This window comes from Pseudomonas sp. NY15181, assembly GCF_048068055.1.
In the GTDB taxonomy this organism is placed as follows: Bacteria; Pseudomonadota; Gammaproteobacteria; order Pseudomonadales; family Pseudomonadaceae; genus Pseudomonas.
This window is the reverse complement of sequence record NZ_JBLUPT010000001.1, coordinates 110,745-132,812: the sequence shown is the minus strand read 5'-3', so window position 1 is coordinate 132,812 and position 22,068 is coordinate 110,745. Positions and strand designations below refer to the sequence as shown.

The window sequence follows — 22,068 nt, the reverse complement described above, 5'->3', positions numbered from 1 at the left end:
CAACGACGATCCCCTTTGAGTTTCACGCCTCCAAAAGAGCGTGATTTGAAGGTTTTTCACTACTTCACGAGAGTGTGGCGAGCAATGAAGAGTTTTGCGTCGGTAGCAGCACCATTAACGTCTGTCCCCGCAGCACTGAATCGCTTTTTCGGCACCGGAAGCCGCGCATAAGCGCCCACCCGATGCACTTGCGGATGCCCTGATCGTCCGCCGTGGATTGCCGAGCGAAGGTGCACCTTTCCCCTCCTCCAATCCCGGCCGATGGCATTCGCGGATGGTCGCACGCGACCTGAGAAGAATTCGGACAGGCGGCTTCACGCGCAGTGAGCGCAAAGCCTCTGTCACAACTGGCTGCTGATAGTTTTCTGGAGACGCGTTAATGGCGCAGAACGATTACGAATCGATGGACGTGCTGCTGGTAGGCGCCGGCATCATGAGCGCAACCCTGGCTGTCCTGCTCAAGGAAGTCGATCCGAGCGTCAAGCTCGAGATCGTCGAACTGCAGGAATCCGGGGCCATCGAAAGTTCCAACCCGTGGAACAACGCCGGTACCGGCCACGCCGGTCTCTGCGAACTGAACTACACCCCGCAGGCCGCCGACGGCTCGATCGACATCAAGAAGGCGGTGAACATCAACGCCCAGTTCGAGGTGTCCAAGCAGTTCTGGGCCTACCTGACCGGGAAGGAAGCCTTCGGCACAGCGCGCAACTTCATCAACCCCGTTCCGCACATGAGCTTCGTGCGTGGCAAGGACATTCCGTTCCTGAAGAAGCGCTTCGAGCTTCTCAGCCAGCACCATGCCTTCACCTCGATGGAATACACCGAGGACCGCGCGAAGATCGCCGATTGGGCCCCGCTGACCATGCCCGGTCGCCCGGCCGACGAGCAGGTCGCCATGACCCGCGTGGAAAGCGGTACCGACGTCAACTTCGGCGCCCTGACCAACCAACTGCTGAGCTACCTGGCCAGCCGCGAAGGCAGCGAAGTCCGCTACTTCCAGAAAGTGGTCGGCCTTGAGCGCACCGGTGACGGCTGGCTGGTGGAGATCAAGAACACCCAGACCGGCGAGGGCCGCAAGGTCAAGGCGAAGTTCGTCTTCCTCGGCGCCGGCGGCGGCGCGCTGCCGCTGCTGCAGATGTCCGGCATCCCGGAAAGCAAAGGTTTCGGCGGCTTCCCGGTGAGCGGCCAGTGGCTGCGTTGCGACAACCCCGAAGTGGTCAAGCATCACCAGGCCAAGGTCTACAGCCAGGCCGAAGTCGGCGCCCCGCCGATGTCCGTGCCGCACCTGGACACCCGCGTGGTCGAAGGCAAGACCTCCCTGCTGTTCGGCCCCTACGCCGGCTTCTCCACCAAGTTCCTGCGTCATGGTTCGTTCCTCGACCTGCCGCTCTCGGTGCGCACCAGCAACCTGCTGCCGATGCTCGCCGTGGCCCGTGACAACATGGATCTCACCCGCTACCTGGTGAAGGAAGTCATGCAGTCCATGGAGCAGCGCATCGACTCCCTGCGCAAGTTCTACCCCGAGCTGGACCCGGCCGACTGGCGCCTCGAAACCGCCGGCCAGCGCGTGCAGATCATCAAGAAGGACCCGAAGAAAGGCGGCATCCTGCAGTTCGGTACCGAACTGGTGGCGGCCCAGGACGGCAGCATCGCCGCCCTGCTCGGCGCCTCCCCGGGCGCCTCGGTGACCGTGTCGATCATGCTGGGCCTGCTGGAGCGCTGCTTCCCCGAGCAGTACAAGTCGGCCGCGTGGACCGCGAAGCTCAAGGAGATCTTCCCGGCCCGCGAGAAGCAGCTGGAAACCGACGCCGCGGTCTACCGCGAAGTCAATCAGATGACCGCCGACCGTCTGCAGATCGTCGCCGCGTCCTGAGCCTTGCGCCCATGAAAAAGCCCGCCTTCCGGCGGGCTTTTTCGTTTTCGCATTCGTTTTGAAGTGCAGGGTCAGTGGCAGCTGACCATCCAGCCAACGCCGAAGCGGTCGGTGAGCATGCCGAAGCGCTGGGCCCAGAAGGTCTTCTCCAGCGGCATGTCCACCCGCCCCTCCTCCGCCAGTGCGGCGAACGCCTGCTCAGCCGCCACCACGCTGCGCAGCGCCAGGTGCAGGGAGAAGCCATTGAAAGCGGCGTTGTGCTCGCCACGGCCATCGGACAGGAGGATTTCGGTTTCACCGATCCGCAGGCTGGCGTGCATCACCTTGTCCAGCCAACCGTCCGGCACCGGCGACGGGCCGGGCGCTTCCTCGTAGCGCATCAGTATGTTGAGCTGGGCGCCCACGGCGTGTTGGTAGAAGGCAATGGCCTCATCGGCGCGACCATGGAAAAACAGATAGGGCTGTACTTGCACGGCTTCGTCCTCGCCTTGTCGTTATCGTTGTAACGGAAATTCTAGGCGGGGATTCAGGGATAGGGGCGCAACACAGCGGCTCCTTCTGGGATTTCCGCCGGCTATCGCTACATGGGGGCCCGAAGAGCGGACCTTGTCCGCGAAATCCCGACCGGCGCCCCCTGAACGACCCGGCGTGAATCGGAGCACTTCGCGGACAAGGTCCGCTCCTACAGGATGAAAACGAAAAAGCCCGCACAAGGCGGGCTTTTCAGCGAGTCGATGCGATCAGCCGCGAGCAGCCTTGATCACTTCGATGTAGGGCTCGGCCTGGCGCTGGTCCTGGATCAGGGCAACGAAGTCCTGGCCATTGGCGTCCTTGGCGGACAGGTCGTAACCGGCCTCGACGAAGAAGCCGACGAAGCGCTCGAAGTCGTCGATGCGCAGGCCACGGTAGGCCTTGACCAGCTTGTGCAGGGACGGCGGGGTGTCGTCGGCCGGTTCCACGTCGAGGAACAGCTTGATGGCGTCGTCGCCGATTTCTTCGCCAATCACCTGCTTCTTGTCTTTACGCATCGCTCGTTTCTCTCTACGGCTGTCTCGGGAATCGCGGCCCGCATCGGTTCAGGCCGGGCACCACGGAGGCGGGAGTTTAACTCCGCGCGCGGCCACGGCTCAACGCGCGCGCACCGCACCGGTGTGCAGGTCGGCCCAGATATGGCCGTTGCCGTAGCTCAGGAACTGCACGTAGACGGCGCCGTTGCGCAGCAGGTCGAGCAACTTCGGGTAGGCCGCCTGCGGGTAATAGAGGCTGAGCACCCGGGTCTTGTCGTCATAGACCGGCTTCTTCAGGCTCTTGCCCTCGGCATCGAAGTTGATCACCACCTGGCTGATCTGCGCGCCCTTGTTCAGCGGCTTGCCCTTCAGGCGCAGCAACGCCGGCGTAGTGATCGGGATCGGCTGCTGGTTGGACTGGCGCTGGTTGCCCAGCACCACGCTGTACTCGGTGACCTGCAGCAGTTGCTGCTGCTCCGGCTCGCCCTGGCGCAGGCCGGCGTCGTCCGGCGGCAGGAACTGGCTGTGCATCGGCGGCGCGGCGAACGCCACGAAGGGTAGACAGAGCGCCAGCGCCAACGCGGCGCCCGGAATGCGAACGGACATCATCACCTCCGCGGAACAGGGCCAAGCACTCTAGCACGCCCCCGAAGCGCCACGACAGGCGCACATGGCGTGCCCGCCAATACATTGATAGCCTTCAACGCAACACCCTCCTCACATCGACCCAAGACCATTCCATCATGCTGCACAACGTATCCGACCTCGACCTGCGCCTGCTGCGCATCTTCGCCTGCGTGGTGCGTTGCGGCGGCTTTTCCGCGGCCCAGGGCGAGCTGGGCATGGGCCAGTCGACCATCAGCACGCACATCGCCAGCCTGGAGACGCGCCTGGGCTATCGCCTGTGCGAGCGCGGCAAGAGCGGCTTCCGCCTGACCGAGAAAGGCGAGCGGGTGCTGGACTACACGCAGAACCTGTTCGCCGCGCTCGGCGACTTCCGCGATCAGGTGCAGTCATTGGCCGGGCGCCTGGTGGGCGAACTGCACCTGGGCATGGCCGACAACGTCGCCACCCTGCCCGGTGCGCGCATCCACCAGACCCTGGCGCGCTTCGATCGCCGCGATCAGGACGTGCGCCTGCACTTCCTCATCGAGTCGTCCACCGAACTGGAACGCCTGGTGCTCAGCGGCCGCCTGCACCTGGCCATCGCCTGCTTCAGCCGGCGCCTGCCGAACCTGCGCTACGAGCCGCTGTACCACGAACGCGTGGCGGTCTTCTGCGGGCGCGAGCATCCGCTGTTCGGCAAGGAAGTAACCGATGCCGACGAACTGGAAAGCTGCAACTGGATTCAGCACGGCTATGCGGTGGCCGACGTACAACTGCCGGCCGACCCGCAACGCAGCACGGCGTTCACCCAGCACATGGAGGCAGTGCTCCACGCCGTGCGCGCCGGCACCCACCTGGGCTACCTGCCGACGCATTACGCCGAGCGCTGGGTGGAACAGGGCGAAATGCGCGCGCTACTGCCGGACAGCCTCGGCTACGGCATCACCCACAGCCTGGTGGTGCGCGACGAGCCGGGGCACAACGAAGCGCTCCAGGCGCTGGTGGAGGACCTATGCCTGGAGCACGGGGTGACACCGATCAGCGCGGCACGGTGATGTGCTTGATATCGAAGAACGCCGACAGGCCCCACGGGCCCAGCTCGCGGCCGATACCGCTGCGCTTGCCGCCGCCCCAGGAGGTCTGCGGGAAGACTACTTGCGGCGAGTTCAGCCAGACGTTGCCGGCCTCCAGGTTCTCGGCGACGCGCTGGGCGCGGTCCAGATCAGCGCTGCACACGGTGGCGGCCAGCGCGAAGTCGCTGTCGTTGGCCTGGCGCAGGGCGTCGGCCTCGTCGCTGAAGGTACGCACGCAGAGTACCGGGCCGAAGATTTCCTCGCGCCACAGGCGGCTGTCCGCCGGCACATCGGTGTAGACGGTCGGACGAATGAACCAGCCCTCGCCGGCTTCGCCGCCGGTCAGGCAGGCCAGGCCCTCGTCGCGGGCAACGGCGAAGTAATCCAGCACCTTGCGGTACTGCGCTTCGCTGGTCATCGGGCCCATGTCGGTCTCACCGAGCAGCGGGTTGCCGACGCGCAGGCCTTCCACCGCGACCTTCAGCTTCGCCAGCAGCGGCCCGGCAATGGATTCCTGCACCAGCAGGCGCGAGGTGGCGGAGCACATCTGCCCGGCGTTCCAGTAGACGCCGGCGATGATCCACTGCACAGCTTCGTCCAGGTCGCAATCCTCGAACACCAGGATCGGCGACTTGCCGCCCAGCTCCAGACCCACCGGCAGGGTGCGCGCGGCGGCGGCTTCCATGACCTTGCGGCCCACGACGTTGCTGCCGGTGAAGGACAGCTTGGCGATGGCCGGATGGCTGCACAGCGCAGCGCCCGCATCGGCCAGGCCCGGCACCAGGTTCAGAACGCCGGCCGGCAGGCCGATGGCGTCGGCGATCTCGCCCAGCACCAGCTCGATCAGCGGGGTGATTTCCGAAGGCTTGAGCACCACGGTGCAGCCCGCAGCCAGGGCCGGCGCGACTTTCCAGGCACTGGTCACCAGCGGGAAGTTCCACGGCACGATCAGGCCGACCACGCCGATGGGCTCGAAGCGGGTCTGCGAGCGGTAGCCGGCGTCCGGCAGGGCGACTTCGGCGTTCTGCCGTGCGTCCAGCTGCTCGGCCAGCTCGGCGTAGTAGGCAAAGGTGGCGATGGCGTCACCGATATCAATTTCCGCTTCCAGACGCGGCTTGCCGCTGGCCTGCATCTGCAGGGCGATCAGGTTTTCGCGGCGGGCTTCCAGCTGCTCGGCGAAGCCGCGCAGGTAGCCGGCACGCTGGGCGGCGGTGGTCTGGCGCCAACCGGCGAAGGCGCGCTGGGCGGCGGCGACGGCGCGCTCGATGTCGGCAGCACCGGCGCAGGCGACTTCCGGCAGCGCTTCACGGGTGGCGGGAGCGATCGGGCGCAGGACGGCGCCGCTGGCGGCGGCCAGCCATTGGCCATCGATATAGAGAAGACGGGACATGCGAACCTCGGGCGGGTTGAGTGAGGATCGCAGGATAGGCGGGGCATGCATTGGCAAAAATGCACGCTTTAACATGCATACATCGATTCAAGTCAATGTATCAGGTGCCGTAGGGCGTACAACCGTTCGCGGTTGTACGCCGATACACCTTCCAGGTCAGCAACGCCAAGGTTGAACTCGGAGCGCCTTGGAACCAAGGCCAAACGGCGTATAACGCCGAACGTTATACGCCCTACGCTCAGGCCGGGAACTGCGCCCGCATCCAGGCCAGATACTCGGCGGCGCCCGGCTCGCCCTCGCGCGGTGCCCACTGGCCGCGCTCGTCCTCGCCCAGCGGCACGAACGGCCCGGCCTTGGCTTCGAACATGATGCTGTCCGGCTCCAGCGCCACGATGGCGTGGAAGGTGCCCGGCGGCAGGTCGGCACCGACGCATTCGCCGCCCGCACGCAGCACACGAGTACTTAACAGCTCGCCGCTGTCGGAGAAGATCAGCAGGCCCAGCGCGCCCTTCACCACCAGCAGGCTCTCGGCCTTGTCCGGGTGGCGGTGGCAATGGGGCGGGATGTAGCTGTCCGGCTGCAGCGCGTTGAGCAGCCGGTGGCAAGGCTCGGTCTGCTCGTGGAAGTTGTGGTTCTGCCGACGCCGGGGGCTGGCGGCGGCTTTGGCCGCGACCTGGTCGAACAGCGCACTGTCGAGAAAACGCGGCCCGGTCATATCAGAGCCCCTTGACCGCGAAGATGCCGGCGGCGTTGCGCCAGTAGCCCTTGTAGTCCATGCCGTAACCGAAGATGTAGCGGTCGACGCAGGACAGGCCCACGTAGTCGGCCTTCAGATCCGGACGAGCCTTGCGGTCGTGGTCCTTGTCGATCAGCACGGCGGTGTGCACGCGCTTGGCGCCTGCGTGCTTGCAGAAATCGATGATCGCCGAGAGGGTGTGCCCTTCGTCGAGGATGTCGTCGATGATCAGCACGTCGCGGTCGATGAAGGAGATTTCCGGCTTGGCCTTCCAGAACAGCTCGCCGCCGGTGGTCTCGTTGCGGTAACGGGTCGCATGCAGGTACGAGGCTTCCAGCGGGAAATTCAGCAGCGGCAGCAGCTTGCCGGAGAAGATCAGGCCGCCGTTCATCACGCAGAACACCACCGGGTTGGTCTCGGCCAGGGTGCCGTTGATGGACTCGGCCACGCGGGCGATGGCGGCCTCCACCTCAGCATTGGTGTACAGGCAGTCGGCTTCGGCCATGACTTGGCGAATGTGCGCGAGATCGACGGACATGGGGGTTCTCCCGTGAAAAAGTGCGCAAAGGTACCTATCGGCGTGCCGTGGGGCAAGGGTCAGCGGACGAAAGTCCCCGACAATCGTGGCCCAAGATAGCTAGGATGCATTACGCTACCGCAATTTTTTTGCCAGCCCGTCCGGAGACTCCGCCCATGCCCGTACTCGAGATTCGCCATCCCCTGATCCGCCACAAGATCGGACTGATGCGCCGTCACGATATCAGTACCAAGAATTTCCGCGAACTGGCCCAGGAAGTAGGCGCCCTGCTCACCTACGAGGCGACCAAGGACCTGCCGCTGGAGAACTACGAGATCGAAGGCTGGGCGGGCCCGGTTCAGGTCGAGAAGATCGCCGGCAAGAAGATCACCGTGGTGCCGATCCTGCGTGCCGGCATAGGCATGCTCGACGGCGTGCTCAGCCTGATCCCGGGCGCCAAGGTCAGCGCCGTCGGGGTCGCGCGCAACGAGGAAACCCTCGAAGCGCACACCTACCTGGAAAAGCTCGCGCCGGACATCGCCGAGCGCCGCTCGCTGATCATCGACCCGATGCTCGCCACCGGCGGCTCCATGGTCGCCACCATCAACCTGCTGAAGAAGGCTGGTAGCAAGGACATCCGCGCCATGGTGCTGGTGGCCGCGCCGGAAGGGATCAAGGCGGTGGGCGATGCGCATCCGGACGTGCTCATCTACACCGCGTCGATCGACCAGGGCCTGAACGAGCACGGTTACATCATGCCGGGCCTGGGCGATGCCGGTGACAAGATCTTCGGCACCAAGCAGAAGGACGCCTGATTCATGGCCGATGAATTCAACGACCCGCTGTGGCGCCAGGTCATCTCCGGCGCGCAGATGCTCTTCGTGGCCTTCGGCGCACTGGTGCTGATGCCGCTGATTACCGGCCTGGACCCGAACGTCGCGCTGTTCACTGCCGGCTTCGGCACCCTGATGTTCCAAATCGTCACCGGCCGCCAGGTGCCGGTGTTCCTGGCGTCGAGCTTCGCCTTCATCACCCCGATCATCCTCGCCAAGGGCCAGTTCGGCCTGGCCGCGACCATGGGCGGCGTGGTGGCGGCGGGCTTCGTCTACACCTTCCTGGGCCTGGCGGTGAAGATCAAGGGCACCGGCTTCATCGACCGCCTGCTGCCGCCGGTGGTGATCGGCCCGGTGATCATCTCCATTGGCCTGGCCATGGCGCCAATCGCCGCCAACATGGCCATGGGCAAAGCCGGTGACGGCGCCGAGCTGATCCCCTACAAGACCGCCATGCTGATCTCCATGCCGGCGCTGGTGACCACCCTGATCGTCGCGGTGTTCGGCAAGGGCATGCTGCGCCTGGTGCCGATCATCTCCGGCGTGCTGGTGGGCTACGGCCTGTCCTTCGTCTTCGGCGTGGTCGACGTGGCCAAGATCGCCGCCGCGCCCTGGCTGGAGCTGCCCAAGTTCACCACCCCGGAATTCAACTGGCAGGCCATCCTGTTCATCGTCCCTGTGGCGTTGGCCCCGGCCATCGAGCACATCGGCGGCGTCATCGCCGTGGGTGGGGTGACCGGCAAGAACTACCTGAAGACCCCGGGCCTGCACCGCACCCTGCTGGGCGACGGCATCGCCACCTCCGCCGCCGGCCTGTTCGGCGGCCCGCCGAACACCACCTACGCGGAAGTGACCGGCGCGGTGATGCTGACCAAGAACTACAACCCGAAGATCATGACCTGGGCGGCGGTGTTCGCCATCGGCCTGGCCTTCATCGGCAAGTTCGGCGCCATCCTGCAGAGCATCCCGGTGCCGGTGATGGGCGGCATCCTCTGCCTGCTGTTCGGCACCATCGCCTCGGTGGGCATGAACACCCTGATCCGCCACAAGGTCGACCTGTCGCAGGCGCGCAACCTGTGCATCGTCTCGGTCACCCTGGTGTTCGGCATCGGCGGCGTGCTGATCGGCACCGGCACCGGTCCCGACGACTTCGGCCTGAAGGGTATCGCCCTGTGCGCCATCGTCGCCATCCTGCTGAACCTGATCCTGCCGGGCGAAGACGGCTGGGAGAACAAGGCGCTGGAGGAAGGCGCCGGCGAGAAGTCCCCCGAGTGAGCCTGGGGCGCCGCCGGAGGGCGGCGCCCTGCCCACGGAAAGTTCGGCGAACGCAGTCCCGCGCTGACGGTCCACCCTGCATGAAACAGCGACTCACCCAGCCAACTTCCCCATTGCGCCCTGCCCTGCCCGCCCTTGCGCCCCTGCCGGAGATGCATCCGTGAGTCGCGGCGGGTGGCTGCTGCTGGGCCTGATCGGCGCCTCGCTGATCCCCCTGGTCCTGGGCGGCCCGGAGATGCTCCCCCAGGTCCTGGCGTTCCCCCTCGACAGCCTGCTGATCATGTTCGGAATGATCCTGCTGTGCTGGCTGATCAACGCCCAGAAGCTGCGGGTGCTGCTCAACGGCCGCGCCGGCGACATCGGCCGGGTCCAGTCGGTGGGCATCATCATGGCCTCGGAATTCGCCTTCTACGCCACCCCTGGCGGCACCGGCGGCCCGTTGACGCTGATGGCCCTGCTGTCGCGCCACGGCATGCGCGCGGCGCACAGCAGCGCGATCTTCGCCGTGGACCAGCTCAGCGACCTGATGTTCTTCCTCTGCGCGCTGGCGGCGGTGCTGGTATGGGCCCTGTCCCACAGCGTCAGCCCGAACCTGGAGACGTCGCTGATCACCAGCGGCGTGCTGCTGGGCGGGATCTTCTTCGGGGTGGTCCTGCTGGCGCGCTTCCAGCGCCGGGCGATCAAGGCCGTCGGGCGCCTGCTCGCACGCCTGGGGGTGAAGCCGCGTACGCGCCTGCACTGGGCGCGCAAATGCCTGCACTTCCGCGACACCCTGGTCAGCAGCCTGCGCCAGCCGAAACGCCGCCTGGCGCTGATCTTCTGCCTCACCTGCTGCCACTGGACCCTGCGCTTCTCGGTGCTCTACCTCACCCTGCGCGCGATGGGCGTGGACCTGCACTGGGCCTGGACCTTCCTGATCCAGTTGCTGTCGCTGGCCGCCGGCCTCGCCACGCTGCTGCCAGGCGGCGCTGGCGGCACCGAACTGACCTCCGCCGCGCTGCTCGCCCCGCTGGTGGGCAAATCCACGGCGGCCGCGGCCATCCTGATCTGGCGCGTAGTGACCTACTACTTCTACCTGGTGATGGGCGCTCCGGTGTTCGCCCTGCTGGCCGGGCGGCCGCTGTTGCGCAAGTTGATAGGGCTGCGGGAAAAGACCTGAGACTCAGCCTTCAGAAGGCTCATCGCCTTCGGAGGGCGATTTCGGCTTGAGCGAATCCCAGAGTTCGGCGGCGCCGGGAAACTCGGTGCCATCCTCTTCACTCAAGGCTTCGGGGTCGTAGCGGCGGACGCAGCCTTCGCCCAGGGTGGGCGGCGGGGTGGCGGTCCCGGGGTTCTTCGGATCGTTCATCGCGGCACTCTCCGGTTGGGCGCAGCGCCCGCCGTCAGGCGACGGCAGGCGCATGCGGAGTACCCAGTGTAGCGAACGACCGCGTGCGGATCAGTCGAACACCACGGTCTTGTTGTCGTGCACCAGCACGCGGTCTTCCAGGTGGTAGCGCAGGCCGCGGGCCAGCACCAGCTTCTCCACGTCCTTGCCCAGGCGCACCAGGTCCTCGACGTTGTCGCGGTGGGTGATACGCACCACGTCCTGCTCGATGATCGGGCCGGCGTCCAGTTCCTCGGTGACGTAGTGGCAGGTCGCGCCGATCAGCTTCACGCCGCGCAGCGAGGCCTGGTGGTAGGGCTTTGCGCCGACGAAAGACGGCAGGAAGCTGTGGTGGATGTTGATCACCTGGTGGCGGTACTTCTGGCACAGGTCCGGCGGCAGGATCTGCATGTAGCGCGCCAGCACCACGTTGTCGGCCTGGTGCTCGTCGATCAGGCGGGAGACCTGCTCGAAGGCCGGCTGCTTGTTCTTCGGGTCCACCGGAACGTGGAAGTACGGAATGCCGTGCCACTCCACCATGCTGCGCAGGTCGTCGTGGTTGGCGATCACGCAGGGGATCTCGCAATCCAGCTCGCCGCTGTGCCAGCGGTGCAGCAGGTCGGCCAGGCAGTGCGACTCGCGGCTGGCCATCAGCACCACGCGCTTCTTCACCGACGAGTCGGTGATCCGCCATTCCATGGAGAACTCGCGCGCGATGGGCGCGAAGGCCTGGCGGAAACCGTCGATATCGAACGGCAGGGAGTCGGCACGAATCTCATGCCGCATGAAGAACCAGCCGTTGTCGTTGTCGGAATGGTGACTGGCCTCGGTGATCCAGCCGTTATAAGTGGCCAGGAAATTACTCACCTTGGCGACAATGCCGACCCCGTCGGGGCAGGCGATCACCAGTCGGAAAGTGCGCATGGGTGTACTCCAGATACATCGCGAAGGCCGCCATTCTAGCGGCTGGAGGGGAAAAGTTCAGCACTGGGCGAGAGTGGCCGACGAGAGCCAACTAGGCATGGCACTAAGTTCCCCGGTTAAATCCGCCGGGCTAATAACTTAAATACTTGACTAATTACCCACAAAAGTTTTCTCCGCAGTTTACTTGAACAACTGCGCTGACTATTATGGGAGCTACAAACTATCCGCCACCGCTGGACCTCAAGAACAAGGTACCCAACATGTCGCTGATCAACGAGTACCGCGCCACCGAAGAAGCCATCAAGGAACTTCAAGAACGCCTGAAATCCCTCGAGCAGGACGACAAGCTGAAGAAAGAGCTTGAGTTCGAAGAGAAACTCCGGGCACTGATGGGCAGCTACGGCAAATCCCTGCGCGATATCATCGCCCTTCTCGATCCGGACGCGAAGCTGAGCAAATCGCCGCGTGCCGCGAAGAGCACCGTGACCAAGCGCGCACGTAAGGTCAAGCAATACAAGAACCCGCATACCGGTGAAGTCATCGAGACCAAGGGCGGCAACCACAAGACCCTCAAGGAGTGGAAGGCCAAGTGGGGCGCCGAGGCCGTCGAAGGCTGGGCCACGCTGCTGGGCTGAGCCCTTCGCGCAATAAAGAACGCCAGCCTTGCGCTGGCGTTTTTTATTGCCTGGCAAAAGCTAGAGGCCATAGCGCCCGCGCAACGCGAGTGCATATTTCGCCCAGGCCTCAAGCACCGTGCGGTTTGCTGCGCTGGCATTACTCATCTGCTCGGCCATTGCGCTATCGAAGTTCGACAGCGTATTCGGCGCCCCCCACTCCGGAGCACTCAGGCGCAAGCGGCAGAAGTCCTGCCATTGTTGCTGTTCGGCGGCAGACAAAGTTTCCGGAAAATTACGCGCCCGGTATCGGAACAGAAGTTCTGGAAGTCGCGGATCATCGAACGGCCATTGCTCTTTGGCCAATCGAGCAGGATCTGCCTGACGCACCTGTTCGCACAATCGGCGATCCCGATCTCCGATAAATCCGTCATACAACTGCTGCTCCGGGTCCTCGGTCGTCGCGAAACTTTCCTCGGAATAGATCGGCGCCAGTTTTTCCTGCCAGATTGCCTTGGCCTGAACCAGTGTCTGCGCAACCGCCAGGCATCCGTCCAGGTCCAGGCCGATGCGTTCGCGATCCTGCGGACGCAGCACTTTCAATGGCGCCACCACCGGGCAACGGTTGATGTGCAGCAGTTTCAGCGGCACCGGAAGCTCACCTTCGGCGAGCTCGTCCCGGCGCGTGTACAAGCGCTGGCGCAGGGTCTCGGCATCCAGCTGCAGCAGCGGCGACGGATCGGCGCCCAGGTCGCAGACGATCAGGGCATTGCGGTTGCGCGGGTGCCAGCCCAGCGGCAACACCACCGACAGATAGTGGCGCGCCCCGGAGAAGCGTCCGGACACATGCACCAGCGGCTCGTGCAGGCGGATCTGGTCCAGCACGCCCTGCTTGCTGCGCAGGCGGTACAGGTAGTCGTAGAGCTTGGGCTGGCGGTCACGGATCAATCGCGCCAGGGCGATGGTCGCGCGCACGTCCGACAGCGCATCGTGGGCCTGGCCATGGTCGATGCCGTTGGCGGCGGTGAGGCGTTCCAGCTTGAGGGTGACGGCGCCGTCCTGTTCGGGCCAGACAATGCCTTCCGGGCGCAGCGCATAGCAGGTGCGCACCATGTCGATCAGGTCCCAGCGGCTGTTGCCGCCCTGCCATTCGCGGGCATACGGATCGAAGAAGTTCCGGTACAGGCTGTAGCGCGTAACTTCATCGTCGAAGCGCAGGGTGTTGTAGCCCGCGACGCAGGTGCCCGGCTGCGCCAGCTCCGCATGCAGGCGGGTCATGAACTCGGCTTCGCCCAGGCCCTGCTCCTCCAGGCGCTGCGGGACTATCCCGGTGACCAGGCAGGCCGCCGGATGGGGGAGGATGTCGTCGCTGGGACGGCAGTAGAGGTTCAGCGACGGGCCGATCTCGTTGAGGGCTTCGTCGGTGCGGATGCCGGCGACCTGCAGGGGCCGGTCGCGGCGCGGGTCGATGCCGGTGGTTTCGTAGTCGTACCAGAAGATGCTGGCGGTCATGGCGCGTTTCCTTGCCTGCGTGCGATTGCGCCGCAGTCTAACAGTGCGCATTGCCTCACTTCCAAACCGCAGCGCTGGCTCGTGGCCAGCTGCCATCCTATGCTTCACCTCGAACGGACTCATCTGAAGGAAAGGAACTTCCATGCAAGAGATCTCCGCGCAGAATCCCTACAGCCCTCCGCAAAGCGACCTGCAATCCAGCCCGTCCACGCTGGCCGTCCCTTCCGTGGAGGAAGCCCTCGCCCGTGGCTACGACTTCTCCATCGGCGAAGTCATCGGTGAAGCCTGGAAGCGGGTCAAAGGGATGAAGGGCCTGATGATCGCGGCCGCGCTGGTCTACATCGTGGCGATCCAGGCGATCAGCTTCGCCCTCGGCCTGGCGCTGGGGCTCGGACTGGGCGTAACGGAGTCCAGTACGCCGATGGGACAAGCGGCGCAGATGATCGCAGGCGTTCTCGCCGGCGCCGCCTGCTATCCCCTGGCCGCCGGAATCGCCATGCTCGGCATCCGCCGCGCCGCCGACCAGAAGGTCTCCTTCGACGAGATGTTCAGCCACTTCGGCCTGTTCGTTCCGCTGCTGATCACCGGCCTGCTGATGACGCTGCTGATCTACGCCGGGTTCCTGCTGCTGATCATTCCCGGCATCTACCTGAGCCTCGCCTACCAGTTGGCGATCCCGCTGGCGGTCGAGCGCAGGCTCAGCCCCTGGCAGGCGCTGGAAGCCTCGCGCAAGGCGATCACCCAGCACTGGTTCAAGATCCTGGGTCTATACCTCGCCCTGTGCCTGATCGGTTTCTTCAGTGCGCTGCCACTGGGCATCGGCCTGGTCTGGACCGTACCACTGATGATCATTTCCGGCGGCGTGCTGTACCGGAAGATCTTCGGCGTGCTGCCGCCCGCCAATTGAACCCCGTTCGCCAATTGCCGCCAGCGCGGTTGCCTCGCCGCAGCGCGCTGGCTAGCATCTGCCTTTCAGCCATCGATAGCGACTCCCCTTGACCGCAGCCGCCGCTCCACGCCCGGACGCACGTCCGCCCAGCCCCGCGCTGGATACCCGCTACCACGTGGAGACGCCGGAAGGGATCGACCTGTTGCTGCGTCCCGCTGGCGTGATTCCACGAGCGATCGCCTACCTGGTCGACCTGGGCATCCGCGCCCTGCTGATGTTCGCCCTGTTCATGGCGCTGGCCTTCCTCGGCCAGCTCGGTACCGGCCTGGGCCTGCTGCTCACCTTCGTCATGACCTGGTGGTACATGGTGCTCTTCGAAGTGCTCAACCAGGGCCGCTCGCCCGGCAAGCAGATGATGGGGCTGCGCGTGGTCCACGACGACGGTACGCCGATCGGCTGGTCCGCCTCGCTGCTGCGCAACCTGCTGCGCTTCGCCGACATCCTGCCCTTCGGCTACACCCTGGGCCTGCTCAGCTGCCTGTCCAATCCGGCGTTCAAGCGCCTGGGCGACCTGGCCGCCGGCACCCTGGTGATCTACCGCGATCCGCCGCCGGCCCGTCCGCTGCCACCACAGGTGGCGCCGGAACTGGCGCCCTGGCCGCTGAACCTGGAAGAGCAGCGCGCGATGATGGGCTTCGCCGAACGCTCCAGCCAGCTGTCCGCGGCGCGCCGCGAAGAGCTGGCCGGCATCCTCGCCGAACCGTTGGGCGTTACCCCGGAACAGGCGGAAGCACGCCTCAATGCCATCGCCAGTGGCCTGCTCGGCAGCGAACGGGTGACCCCATGAAGCAGGCCCTCTTCGAACAGCGCCACCAGGGCGCGTGGAAGCGCTTCGGCAAACGCCTGGAGCAACTGGAAAACGGCAAGCGCAAGGAAGCCTCCGAGCGCCCCGACGAATTCGCCGCGGACTACCGGCGCATCTGCCAGCAACTGGCGCTGGCGCAGGAGCGCGGCTACAGCAGCCACCTGATCGATCACCTGCAACAGCTGGCCATGCGCGGGCACCAGCAGTTCTACCGGCACCGCAGCCACCTCGGCGCACGCATCCTCGGCTTCGTCACCGCCGGCTTCCCGCGCCTGGTGCGCGATGAGTGGCGCTTCATCGCGGTCGCCAGCCTGCTGCTGTATGGCAGCGCCCTGCTCATGGGCCTGCTGACCTACCACTTCCCCGATCTCACCTACAGCGTGATGGCGCCCGAGCGCGTCGCGGAAATGGAGACCATGTACTCGCCGGAGGCGCGGCGCCTCGGCCCGATGAGCGAACGGGACACCGGCGATGACTGGAAGATGTTCGCCTTCTACATCATGAACAACATCGGCATCGCCTTTCAGACCTTCGCCAGCGGCCTGCTGTTCTGCCTGGGCAGCCTGTTCTTCCTGCTGTTCAACGGCCTGATGATCGGTGCCGCGGCCGGGCACCTGACCCAGGTCGGCTACATCGAGACCTTCTGGTCCTTCGTCATCGGTCACGGTGCCTTCGAGCTGACCGCCATCACCTTCGCCGGCGCCGCCGGCCTCAAGCTCGGCTGGGCGCTGCTGGCCCCCGGTCGCCTGAGCCGTCTCGATGCGCTGCGCAAGGCGGCGGAACGGGCCGTGCAACTGGTGGGCGGGGTGATCCTGTTGCTGCTGATCGCCGCCTTCGTCGAAGGCTACTGGTCCTCGGTCACCACCTTCCCGGCGACCGTGAAGTACATCGTCGGCGCCTGCCTCTGGCTGCTGGTCGGCGGCTATTTCGTGTTTGCCGGACGGAGCCGCCATGCGCCTGACTGACGCCAGCGTCGCCATCCGTCCGCGCAGCCCGTGGGAGGCCCTTGACCTGGGGATTCTCCTGGCGCGCCGCCACGCCGGCCTGCTGATGGGCAGCTGGGCGCTGGTCACCCTGCCGGTGTTCGCCCTGCTCAGCCTGCTGCTATGGAACCACTCGGGCTGGGCGATCCTGCTGTTCTGGTGGCTCAAGCCGGCCTTCGAGCGCCTGCCGCTGTACATCCTGTCGCGGGCCCTGTTCGACGATACGCCCACCCTCAGGCAAGCCCTGCGGGCCTTCCCCGGCCTGCTCAAGAACCAGCTGCTGCCCAGCCTGCTGTGGCGCCGCGCAAGCCCGACACGCAGCTTCGACCTGCCGGTGCTGCAGCTCGAAGGACTCAAGGGTCAGGCACGCAGCCAGCGTCTGGTGGTCCTCGGCCAGCGCAATGCCGGCGGCGCCACCTGGCTGACCCTGATCGGCATGCACTTCGAGATGGCCCTGTGGCTCGGGCTGTCCGTGCTGCTCTACCTGCTGCTGCCGCAGCAGTGGGTCTCGGACTGGAAATGGCAATCGCTGATCAGCCTGGCCGACGGCGAATGGGGCTGGCTGGAGCACCTGAGCAACCTGCTCTACGCGCTGCTGCTGGTGGTCTGGGAGCCGGTCTACGTGGCCTGCGGCTTCACGCTCTACCTGAACCGGCGCACCGAACTGGAAGCCTGGGACATCGAGCTGGTGCTGCGTCGCCTGCGCCAGCGCCTGATCGGTAGCGCCTACGCCCTGCTGATGGTGGCCGCCATCTGCCTGGCGCCGCTGCCCGGCGCCAGCGCCTGGGCCGCAGAGCAACCCAATTTCAGTTGCCCATTGCCTGATCAGGACCCGAATGGCCCTCAGGCCGCACGCCTGCAGAACCAGTTGCTGAACAGCGAGCAGTCACGCCAGGCCGCCGAGGCCATCCTGGCGGCGCCGCCGTTCCGCAACAGCGAGACGGTGACCCGCTGGCGGCTGAACGATCCGGCCAAGGACAAGAACAAGCCGAGCAAGGATGACGAGCAGAGCCTGAAGCGCTTCTTCGAAGCCCTGGAGCACTGGCAGGCGTTCAAATACATCGCGCAGATCATCGAAGTGCTGCTGTGGGGCGCGCTGATCAGCGTGGTCGCCCTGCTGATCTGGCGCTACCGCGAGTGGCTGCGGCTGTTCGCCGGCCGCATCGGCCTGCCGCAGCGCCCGCGCCGGGAAGTGCCGAGCGTGCTGTTCGGCCTGGAGCTGGCCCCGGAAACCCTGCCCGAGGATGTCGCCAGCGAGGCCGAGCGCCTGTGGGACGAACAACCGCGCGCCGCGCTGGGCCTGCTGTACCGCGCACTGCTCAGCCGCCTGCTGCATGACTTCCGTGTACCGCTGCGCGACTCCACCACCGAAGGCGAGGTACTGGCGCGGGTCGAAACCCTCGACAACCCGCCGCTGGACAGTTTCAGCCGCAGCCTGACCCTGCACTGGCAGGCACTCGCCTATGGCCATCGCGCGCCCCAGGCCGAGCTCAAGCAGGAACTGTGCGAGCAATGGCGCAGCCTGTTCGGCAACGAGGTGCGCGCATGAAGCGCCCCGCCGCCCTGCTGATCACGCTGGCCGTCCTGCTGGTGCTGGGCACCGCCGGGTACTACCTCTACACCCACCTCAAGCCCTATCCCGAGACCGTCGAGCACGGCCCGGCGCCGGAAGCCCGCGCCAATCCCTACCTGGCCGCCGAGGCCTACCTGCGCGGACGCGGCCTGAAGGTCAGCGCGGCCAAGGGACTGGAAGTGCTCGAGCAGCTACCGAGCAAGGGCCACACGCTGATCCTGCTCGGCAGCCGCGAGAACCTCACGCCGAAGCAGACCGAGCGCCTGCTCGACTGGACCTCCCGCGGCGGCCACCTGGTGGTCACCGCCGAGCGCCTGTGGGACGAGGAAGAAGGCAAGAGCGGCGACCTGCTGCTCGATCGCCTGGGCGTGCAGCAGTTCCTCACCGAGGACCTCGAAAAGGACAAGGGCGCCGCCAAACAGGAAGGCCAGTCCGATGCGGAGCCCGCCACGCCCGAGGATTCAGCCGAGCAGCCGGCCGCACCCGAAGCCGCACCCGAAAGCGAAGCCCCGGCCGAGGACGAAGATCCCTATCCCAAGCTGACCAAGCTCTACCTGGAAAACGAAAAGGCACCGGCCTACATCGACTTCGACACCGAATACCACCTGTTCGACTCGAAGAACCTCGCCTACGCCTGGGCCAACAGCTCGGAAGCCACCCACCTGCTGCAACTGCAACGGGGCCAGGGCCTGGTCACCGTGCTGACCGACAACTGGATCTGGCAGAACAGCCAGCTCAGCGACTACGACAACGCCTGGCTGCTCTGGTACCTGACCCAGGACAGCGCCGTTACCCTGGTCTATCGCGCCGACGGTGACAGCCTGTTCTCCCTGCTGGCGCGCAACTTCCCGCAGGCGCTGGTCGCCTGCGCCCTGCTGCTGGCGCTCGCCCTGTGGCGCCAGGGCCTGCGCCAGGGCCCGCTGCAACCCAGCCCGACGCGCGGACGCCGGCAACTGGAAGAACACCTGCGCGCCGGCGCCGACTTCGTCCTCCGCCAGCGCGGCCAGATCGCCCTGCTGCAGGGACTGCAGCGCGACATCCTGCGCCGCGCGCGGCAACGCCAGCCGGGCTTCGAGCGCCTGCCCGTCGCCGAACAATGGCAGACCCTCGGCCGCATGACGCGGCTGCCGGTCAGCGCCATCAGCCAGGCCATGCGCCCCTATCCGCAGCAGCGCATGGCCATCGCCGAATTCACCCGTCAGGTCGCCCACCTGCAAAGCCTCAGGAATGCCCTATGAGCGAACAGATCCCTGAACAAGCCAGCCCGTCATCCAACCCCGTCGCCCAGCGCCAGCGCGCCAGCCAGCTGGCCCAGGCGCTGCGCCATGAACTGCAGAAGGCGCTGATCGGCCAGCAGGGGGTGATCGACGATGTGCTGACCGCGCTGCTCGCCGGCGGCCATGTGCTCATCGAAGGCGTCCCCGGCCTGGGCAAGACCCTGCTGGTGCGCGCCCTCGCCCGCTGCTTCGACGGCAGCTTCGCGCGCATCCAGTTCACCCCCGACCTGATGCCCAGCGACGTCACCGGCCACGCGGTCTACGACCTCGCCACCGAGCAGTTCAAGCTGCGCAAGGGGCCGGTGTTCACCCACCTGCTGCTGGCGGACGAGATCAACCGCGCCCCGGCCAAGACCCAGGCCGCATTGCTGGAAGTCATGCAGGAGCGCCAGGTCACCCTCGAAGGCCGAGCCCTGCCGGTGCCGCAGCCGTTCATGGTGCTGGCCACCCAGAACCCCATCGAGCAGGAAGGCACCTATCCGCTGCCCGAGGCGGAACTGGACCGCTTCATGCTCAAGCTGCGCATCGACTACCCGCAGGAAGCCGAGGAGCAGACCCTGGTGCGCCAGGTGACCCGCTCGGCGCGCAGCGACATGCTCGACGTGGCGCCGATTCGTCCGCTGCTCAAGGAAAAGGACGTCATGGCGTTGCAGAAGATCGCATCCGACCTGCCGATCGACGACCAGGTACTGGACTACGCCGTGCGCATCGCCCGCACTACCCGCAACTGGCCGGGCCTGGCCCTGGGCGCCGGGCCGCGTGCTTCCATCGCGCTGGTGCGCTGCGCGCGGGCGCGGGCACTGCTGCGCGGCGGTGATTTCGTGCTGCCGGATGACGTCAAGGGCAGCGCCCTGGCCGTGCTGCGCCACCGCGTGCGCCTGTCGCCGGAACTGGACATCGAGGGCCTGTCGGTGGATCAGGTGCTGCAACAACTGCTCGACCAGGTACCGGCGCCGCGTCTATGAAGCCATCGCGCGCCCTTCTCGCGCTGCTCGGCGTGCTGCTGGCCGTGGCCATCGCCCTGGGCACGGCGACGGCCCTGGACGCCCCGGCACCGGCCCTGCTCGGCCGACTCTGGTGGAGCGCCTTCTGCGCCCTGGGCCTGCTCGCCCTGGCCGACGCCCTGTGGCTGCGCCGCTTGCCGTCGCCGCGCCTGGAACGGCAGATGAGCGGCAACCTGCCGCTGGGGCGCTGGAGCGAGGTACGCCTGCAACTGCACCATCGCTACGCACAGGTACAGCGGGTGACCCTGTTCGATCACCTGCCTGGCGCCATGGAGTTCGAGCACCTGCCGCAGGTGGTCGAGCTGCGCCCGGGCGAGCAGACCGAACTGGGCTATCGCGTGCGGCCCCTGTCGCGCGGGCACTTCGTCTTCCCCCGTTGCGAGCTTGAACTGTCCAGCCCGCTGCGCCTGTGGAAGGGCCGGCGCTACCTGGAAGAACGCAGCGAAACCCGTGTCTATCCGGATTTCGCGCGCATGTACGGCGCCGAGCTGATGGCCGTGGACCACTGGCTGAACCGCATCGGCGTGCGCGCCGGGCAGCGCCGCGGCCTGGGCCTGGAGTTCCACCAGCTGCGCGAATTCCGCGACGGCGACACCCTGCGGCAGATCGACTGGAAAGCCACCGCACGCAAACGCACGCCGATCGCCCGCGAATATCAGGACGAGCGCGACCAGCAGATTCTCTTCCTGCTCGACTGCGGGCGGCGCATGCGCAGCCACGATGGCGACCTGTCGCACTTTGACCATGCCCTCAATTCCAGCCTGCTGCTGGCCTACGTCGCGCTGCGCCAGGGCGATGCCGTGGGCCTGATGACCTTTGCCGGCGACCAGCCGCGGCACCTGCCGCCGGGCAAGGGCAGCGCGCAGTTGAGCGTGCTGCTCAATGGCGTCTACGACCTCGACAGCAGCCAGCGCGCGGCGGACTACGCGGCGGCAGTGCAGGCCGTGCTCACCCGGCAACGGCGCCGGGCCCTGGTGGTGATAATCACCAACCTGCGCGACGAGGACGACGAGGACCTGGTGGCGGCAGTGAAGCGCCTGGGCCGGCAACACCGGGTGCTGGTGGCCAGCTTGCGCGAGGAAGTGCTCGACCGCCTGCGGCAGGCGCCCGTGGAGGGCTACGAAGAGGCGCTGGCCTACTGCGGCACCGTGGAGTACCTGAATGCCCGTGCCGGGCTGCACGAGAAGCTGATCGCCCACGGTGTCCCGGTACTGGACGCACGGCCCAGCCAGCTCGGGCCGGAGCTGGTCAGTCGCTATCTGGGGTGGAAGAAGGCGGGAGCGCTGTAGGGCGAATAACGCTTCTGGCGTTATCTGCCGTCTTGCTCGGAGTTACTGCGCCGCTTCGGCGTGTGCTGAAAGATTTTGTTTCGCCCCCTCGGGCGAGTCCCTTTTGGGGACCCAAAAGGAACCAAAAGGTCTTGCCCCTGCATCCGGGTCCCGCTTCGCGGGACTCCCCTCGCTCCATCGAAGTTTCAGGGACCCGCCGCGAAGGGCCATCCCTGGCCCATCGCGGCTCTCGCGGCATCCATGCCGCTCAACCCCTGAAACTCCTATTCCACTCGGCCTCCTGAAGGGGCGCTCCGGCGCGCGCGGATGTTTCCCTGGAAACCGCTTTGGCTTTTCGCTTTTTGCTTTTCGTAGGAGCGAGCTTGCTCGCGAACCGCCCAGTATCGATGCCGTCTGGAAACACTGTTCGCGAGCAAGAACTGGGTGTCCCCCTCATTCCTACAGGTTGGCCGTCTGCAAAGG

At 66.1% G+C, this 22,068-nt stretch carries 22 protein-coding genes; 13 read left to right on the top strand and 9 right to left on the bottom strand.

Annotation, left to right across the window (positions count from 1 at the left end):
* Positions 1 to 379 precede the first annotated feature (379 nt).
* Positions 380 to 1,873, top strand: a complete 1,494-nt coding sequence (mqo, locus tag ACNFBT_RS00630) for a malate dehydrogenase (quinone) (RefSeq protein WP_416745518.1) — start codon at positions 380 to 382, stop codon at positions 1,871 to 1,873.
* Between the two features lie 71 nt (positions 1,874 to 1,944).
* Here mqo and ACNFBT_RS00625 read toward each other — a convergent pair whose 3' ends face one another.
* The 3 genes from ACNFBT_RS00625 to ACNFBT_RS00615 all read right to left on the bottom strand — a co-directional run bounded on the left by ACNFBT_RS00625 (position 1,945) and on the right by ACNFBT_RS00615 (position 3,486).
* Positions 1,945 to 2,346, bottom strand: a complete 402-nt coding sequence (locus ACNFBT_RS00625) for a VOC family protein (RefSeq protein ID WP_416745517.1) — start codon at positions 2,344 to 2,346, stop codon at positions 1,945 to 1,947.
* Positions 2,347 to 2,613: 267 nt separating this feature from the next.
* Positions 2,614 to 2,901 (bottom strand): PA4642 family protein, encoded by a 288-nt coding sequence (locus tag ACNFBT_RS00620; protein ID WP_416745516.1) that lies wholly within the window; start codon positions 2,899 to 2,901, stop codon positions 2,614 to 2,616.
* Positions 2,902 to 3,000: 99 nt separating this feature from the next.
* On the bottom strand, positions 3,001 to 3,486 hold the full coding sequence (locus ACNFBT_RS00615; RefSeq protein ID WP_416745514.1) for a hypothetical protein: 486 nt from the start codon (positions 3,484 to 3,486) through the stop codon (positions 3,001 to 3,003).
* Positions 3,487 to 3,623: 137 nt separating this feature from the next.
* Here ACNFBT_RS00615 and ACNFBT_RS00610 point away from each other — a divergent pair, with 137 nt between their 5' ends.
* Positions 3,624 to 4,541, top strand: coding sequence for a LysR family transcriptional regulator (locus ACNFBT_RS00610; RefSeq protein ID WP_416745513.1), 918 nt, complete (start codon positions 3,624 to 3,626; stop codon positions 4,539 to 4,541).
* Here ACNFBT_RS00610 and ACNFBT_RS00605 read toward each other — a convergent pair.
* From ACNFBT_RS00605 to ACNFBT_RS00595, 3 genes are all read right to left on the bottom strand, one after another.
* Complete coding sequence (locus ACNFBT_RS00605; RefSeq protein WP_416745512.1) at positions 4,525 to 5,949, bottom strand: aldehyde dehydrogenase family protein; 1,425 nt, start codon at positions 5,947 to 5,949, stop codon at positions 4,525 to 4,527. The two genes, ACNFBT_RS00610 and ACNFBT_RS00605, sit on opposite strands and share 17 nt — an antisense overlap.
* 238 nt (positions 5,950 to 6,187) lie before the next feature.
* Positions 6,188 to 6,664 carry a WbuC family cupin fold metalloprotein gene (locus ACNFBT_RS00600; protein ID WP_416745510.1) on the bottom strand — a complete coding sequence of 159 codons (477 nt, stop codon included), beginning with the start codon at positions 6,662 to 6,664 and terminating at the stop codon, positions 6,188 to 6,190.
* Between the two features lies 1 nt (position 6,665).
* Positions 6,666 to 7,223 (bottom strand): hypoxanthine-guanine phosphoribosyltransferase, encoded by a 558-nt coding sequence (locus ACNFBT_RS00595; RefSeq protein WP_416745508.1) that lies wholly within the window; start codon positions 7,221 to 7,223, stop codon positions 6,666 to 6,668.
* A gap of 155 nt (positions 7,224 to 7,378) precedes the next feature.
* On the opposite strand from ACNFBT_RS00595, the gene upp reads away from it, so the two are divergent.
* The 3 genes from upp (at position 7,379) to ACNFBT_RS00580 (ending at position 10,469) form a co-directional block, all read left to right on the top strand.
* Positions 7,379 to 8,017, top strand: coding sequence for a uracil phosphoribosyltransferase (upp, locus tag ACNFBT_RS00590; protein ID WP_416745506.1), 639 nt, complete (start codon positions 7,379 to 7,381; stop codon positions 8,015 to 8,017).
* Positions 8,018 to 8,020: 3 nt separating this feature from the next.
* Positions 8,021 to 9,310, top strand: a complete 1,290-nt coding sequence (locus ACNFBT_RS00585; RefSeq protein ID WP_416745504.1) for a uracil-xanthine permease family protein — start codon at positions 8,021 to 8,023, stop codon at positions 9,308 to 9,310.
* A gap of 160 nt (positions 9,311 to 9,470) precedes the next feature.
* A complete protein-coding gene (locus ACNFBT_RS00580; RefSeq protein ID WP_416745502.1) occupies positions 9,471 to 10,469 on the top strand; it encodes a lysylphosphatidylglycerol synthase transmembrane domain-containing protein in 999 nt (332 codons plus the stop codon).
* 3 nt (positions 10,470 to 10,472) lie between these two features.
* Here the strand turns inward: ACNFBT_RS00580 and ACNFBT_RS00575 are convergent, their stop codons facing one another.
* On the bottom strand, positions 10,473 to 10,658 hold the full coding sequence (locus tag ACNFBT_RS00575) for a hypothetical protein (protein ID WP_416745501.1): 186 nt from the start codon (positions 10,656 to 10,658) through the stop codon (positions 10,473 to 10,475).
* A 90-nt stretch (positions 10,659 to 10,748) separates the two neighbouring features.
* A complete protein-coding gene (gene purU / locus ACNFBT_RS00570; protein ID WP_416745499.1) occupies positions 10,749 to 11,600 on the bottom strand; it encodes a formyltetrahydrofolate deformylase in 852 nt (283 codons plus the stop codon).
* A gap of 260 nt (positions 11,601 to 11,860) precedes the next feature.
* Between purU and mvaT the strand changes: the two genes are divergently transcribed.
* Positions 11,861 to 12,235 (top strand): histone-like nucleoid-structuring protein MvaT, encoded by a 375-nt coding sequence (mvaT, locus tag ACNFBT_RS00565; RefSeq protein ID WP_275608560.1) that lies wholly within the window; start codon positions 11,861 to 11,863, stop codon positions 12,233 to 12,235.
* Positions 12,236 to 12,295: 60 nt separating this feature from the next.
* On the opposite strand, the gene sbcB is transcribed toward mvaT, so the two are convergent.
* Entirely contained in the window at positions 12,296 to 13,726 is a 1,431-nt protein-coding gene (sbcB, locus tag ACNFBT_RS00560) for an exodeoxyribonuclease I (protein WP_416745497.1), read from the bottom strand.
* A 142-nt stretch (positions 13,727 to 13,868) separates the two neighbouring features.
* Here sbcB and ACNFBT_RS00555 point away from each other — a divergent pair, with 142 nt between their 5' ends.
* From ACNFBT_RS00555 to ACNFBT_RS00525, 7 genes are all read left to right on the top strand, one after another.
* Positions 13,869 to 14,633 carry a hypothetical protein gene (locus ACNFBT_RS00555; protein WP_416745495.1) on the top strand — a complete coding sequence of 255 codons (765 nt, stop codon included), beginning with the start codon at positions 13,869 to 13,871 and terminating at the stop codon, positions 14,631 to 14,633.
* 88 nt (positions 14,634 to 14,721) lie between these two features.
* Positions 14,722 to 15,462, top strand: coding sequence for an RDD family protein (locus ACNFBT_RS00550; RefSeq protein ID WP_416745493.1), 741 nt, complete (start codon positions 14,722 to 14,724; stop codon positions 15,460 to 15,462).
* On the top strand, positions 15,459 to 16,445 hold the full coding sequence (locus ACNFBT_RS00545; protein WP_416745491.1) for a stage II sporulation protein M: 987 nt from the start codon (positions 15,459 to 15,461) through the stop codon (positions 16,443 to 16,445). The genes ACNFBT_RS00550 and ACNFBT_RS00545 overlap by 4 nt, the downstream gene beginning before the upstream one ends.
* Positions 16,432 to 18,012 (top strand): DUF4129 domain-containing protein, encoded by a 1,581-nt coding sequence (locus ACNFBT_RS00540; protein ID WP_416745490.1) that lies wholly within the window; start codon positions 16,432 to 16,434, stop codon positions 18,010 to 18,012. The genes ACNFBT_RS00545 and ACNFBT_RS00540 overlap by 14 nt, the downstream gene beginning before the upstream one ends.
* A complete protein-coding gene (locus ACNFBT_RS00535; protein WP_416745488.1) occupies positions 18,009 to 19,274 on the top strand; it encodes a DUF4350 domain-containing protein in 1,266 nt (421 codons plus the stop codon). Before ACNFBT_RS00540 ends, ACNFBT_RS00535 begins: the two co-directional genes overlap by 4 nt.
* Positions 19,271 to 20,278 (top strand): AAA family ATPase, encoded by a 1,008-nt coding sequence (locus tag ACNFBT_RS00530; protein WP_416745486.1) that lies wholly within the window; start codon positions 19,271 to 19,273, stop codon positions 20,276 to 20,278. The genes ACNFBT_RS00535 and ACNFBT_RS00530 overlap by 4 nt, the downstream gene beginning before the upstream one ends.
* Positions 20,275 to 21,606: a DUF58 domain-containing protein gene (locus tag ACNFBT_RS00525; protein WP_416745484.1), complete on the top strand. Its 1,332-nt coding sequence runs from the start codon at positions 20,275 to 20,277 to the stop codon at positions 21,604 to 21,606. The genes ACNFBT_RS00530 and ACNFBT_RS00525 overlap by 4 nt, the downstream gene beginning before the upstream one ends.
* The last annotated feature ends 462 nt before the right edge of the window (positions 21,607 to 22,068 follow it).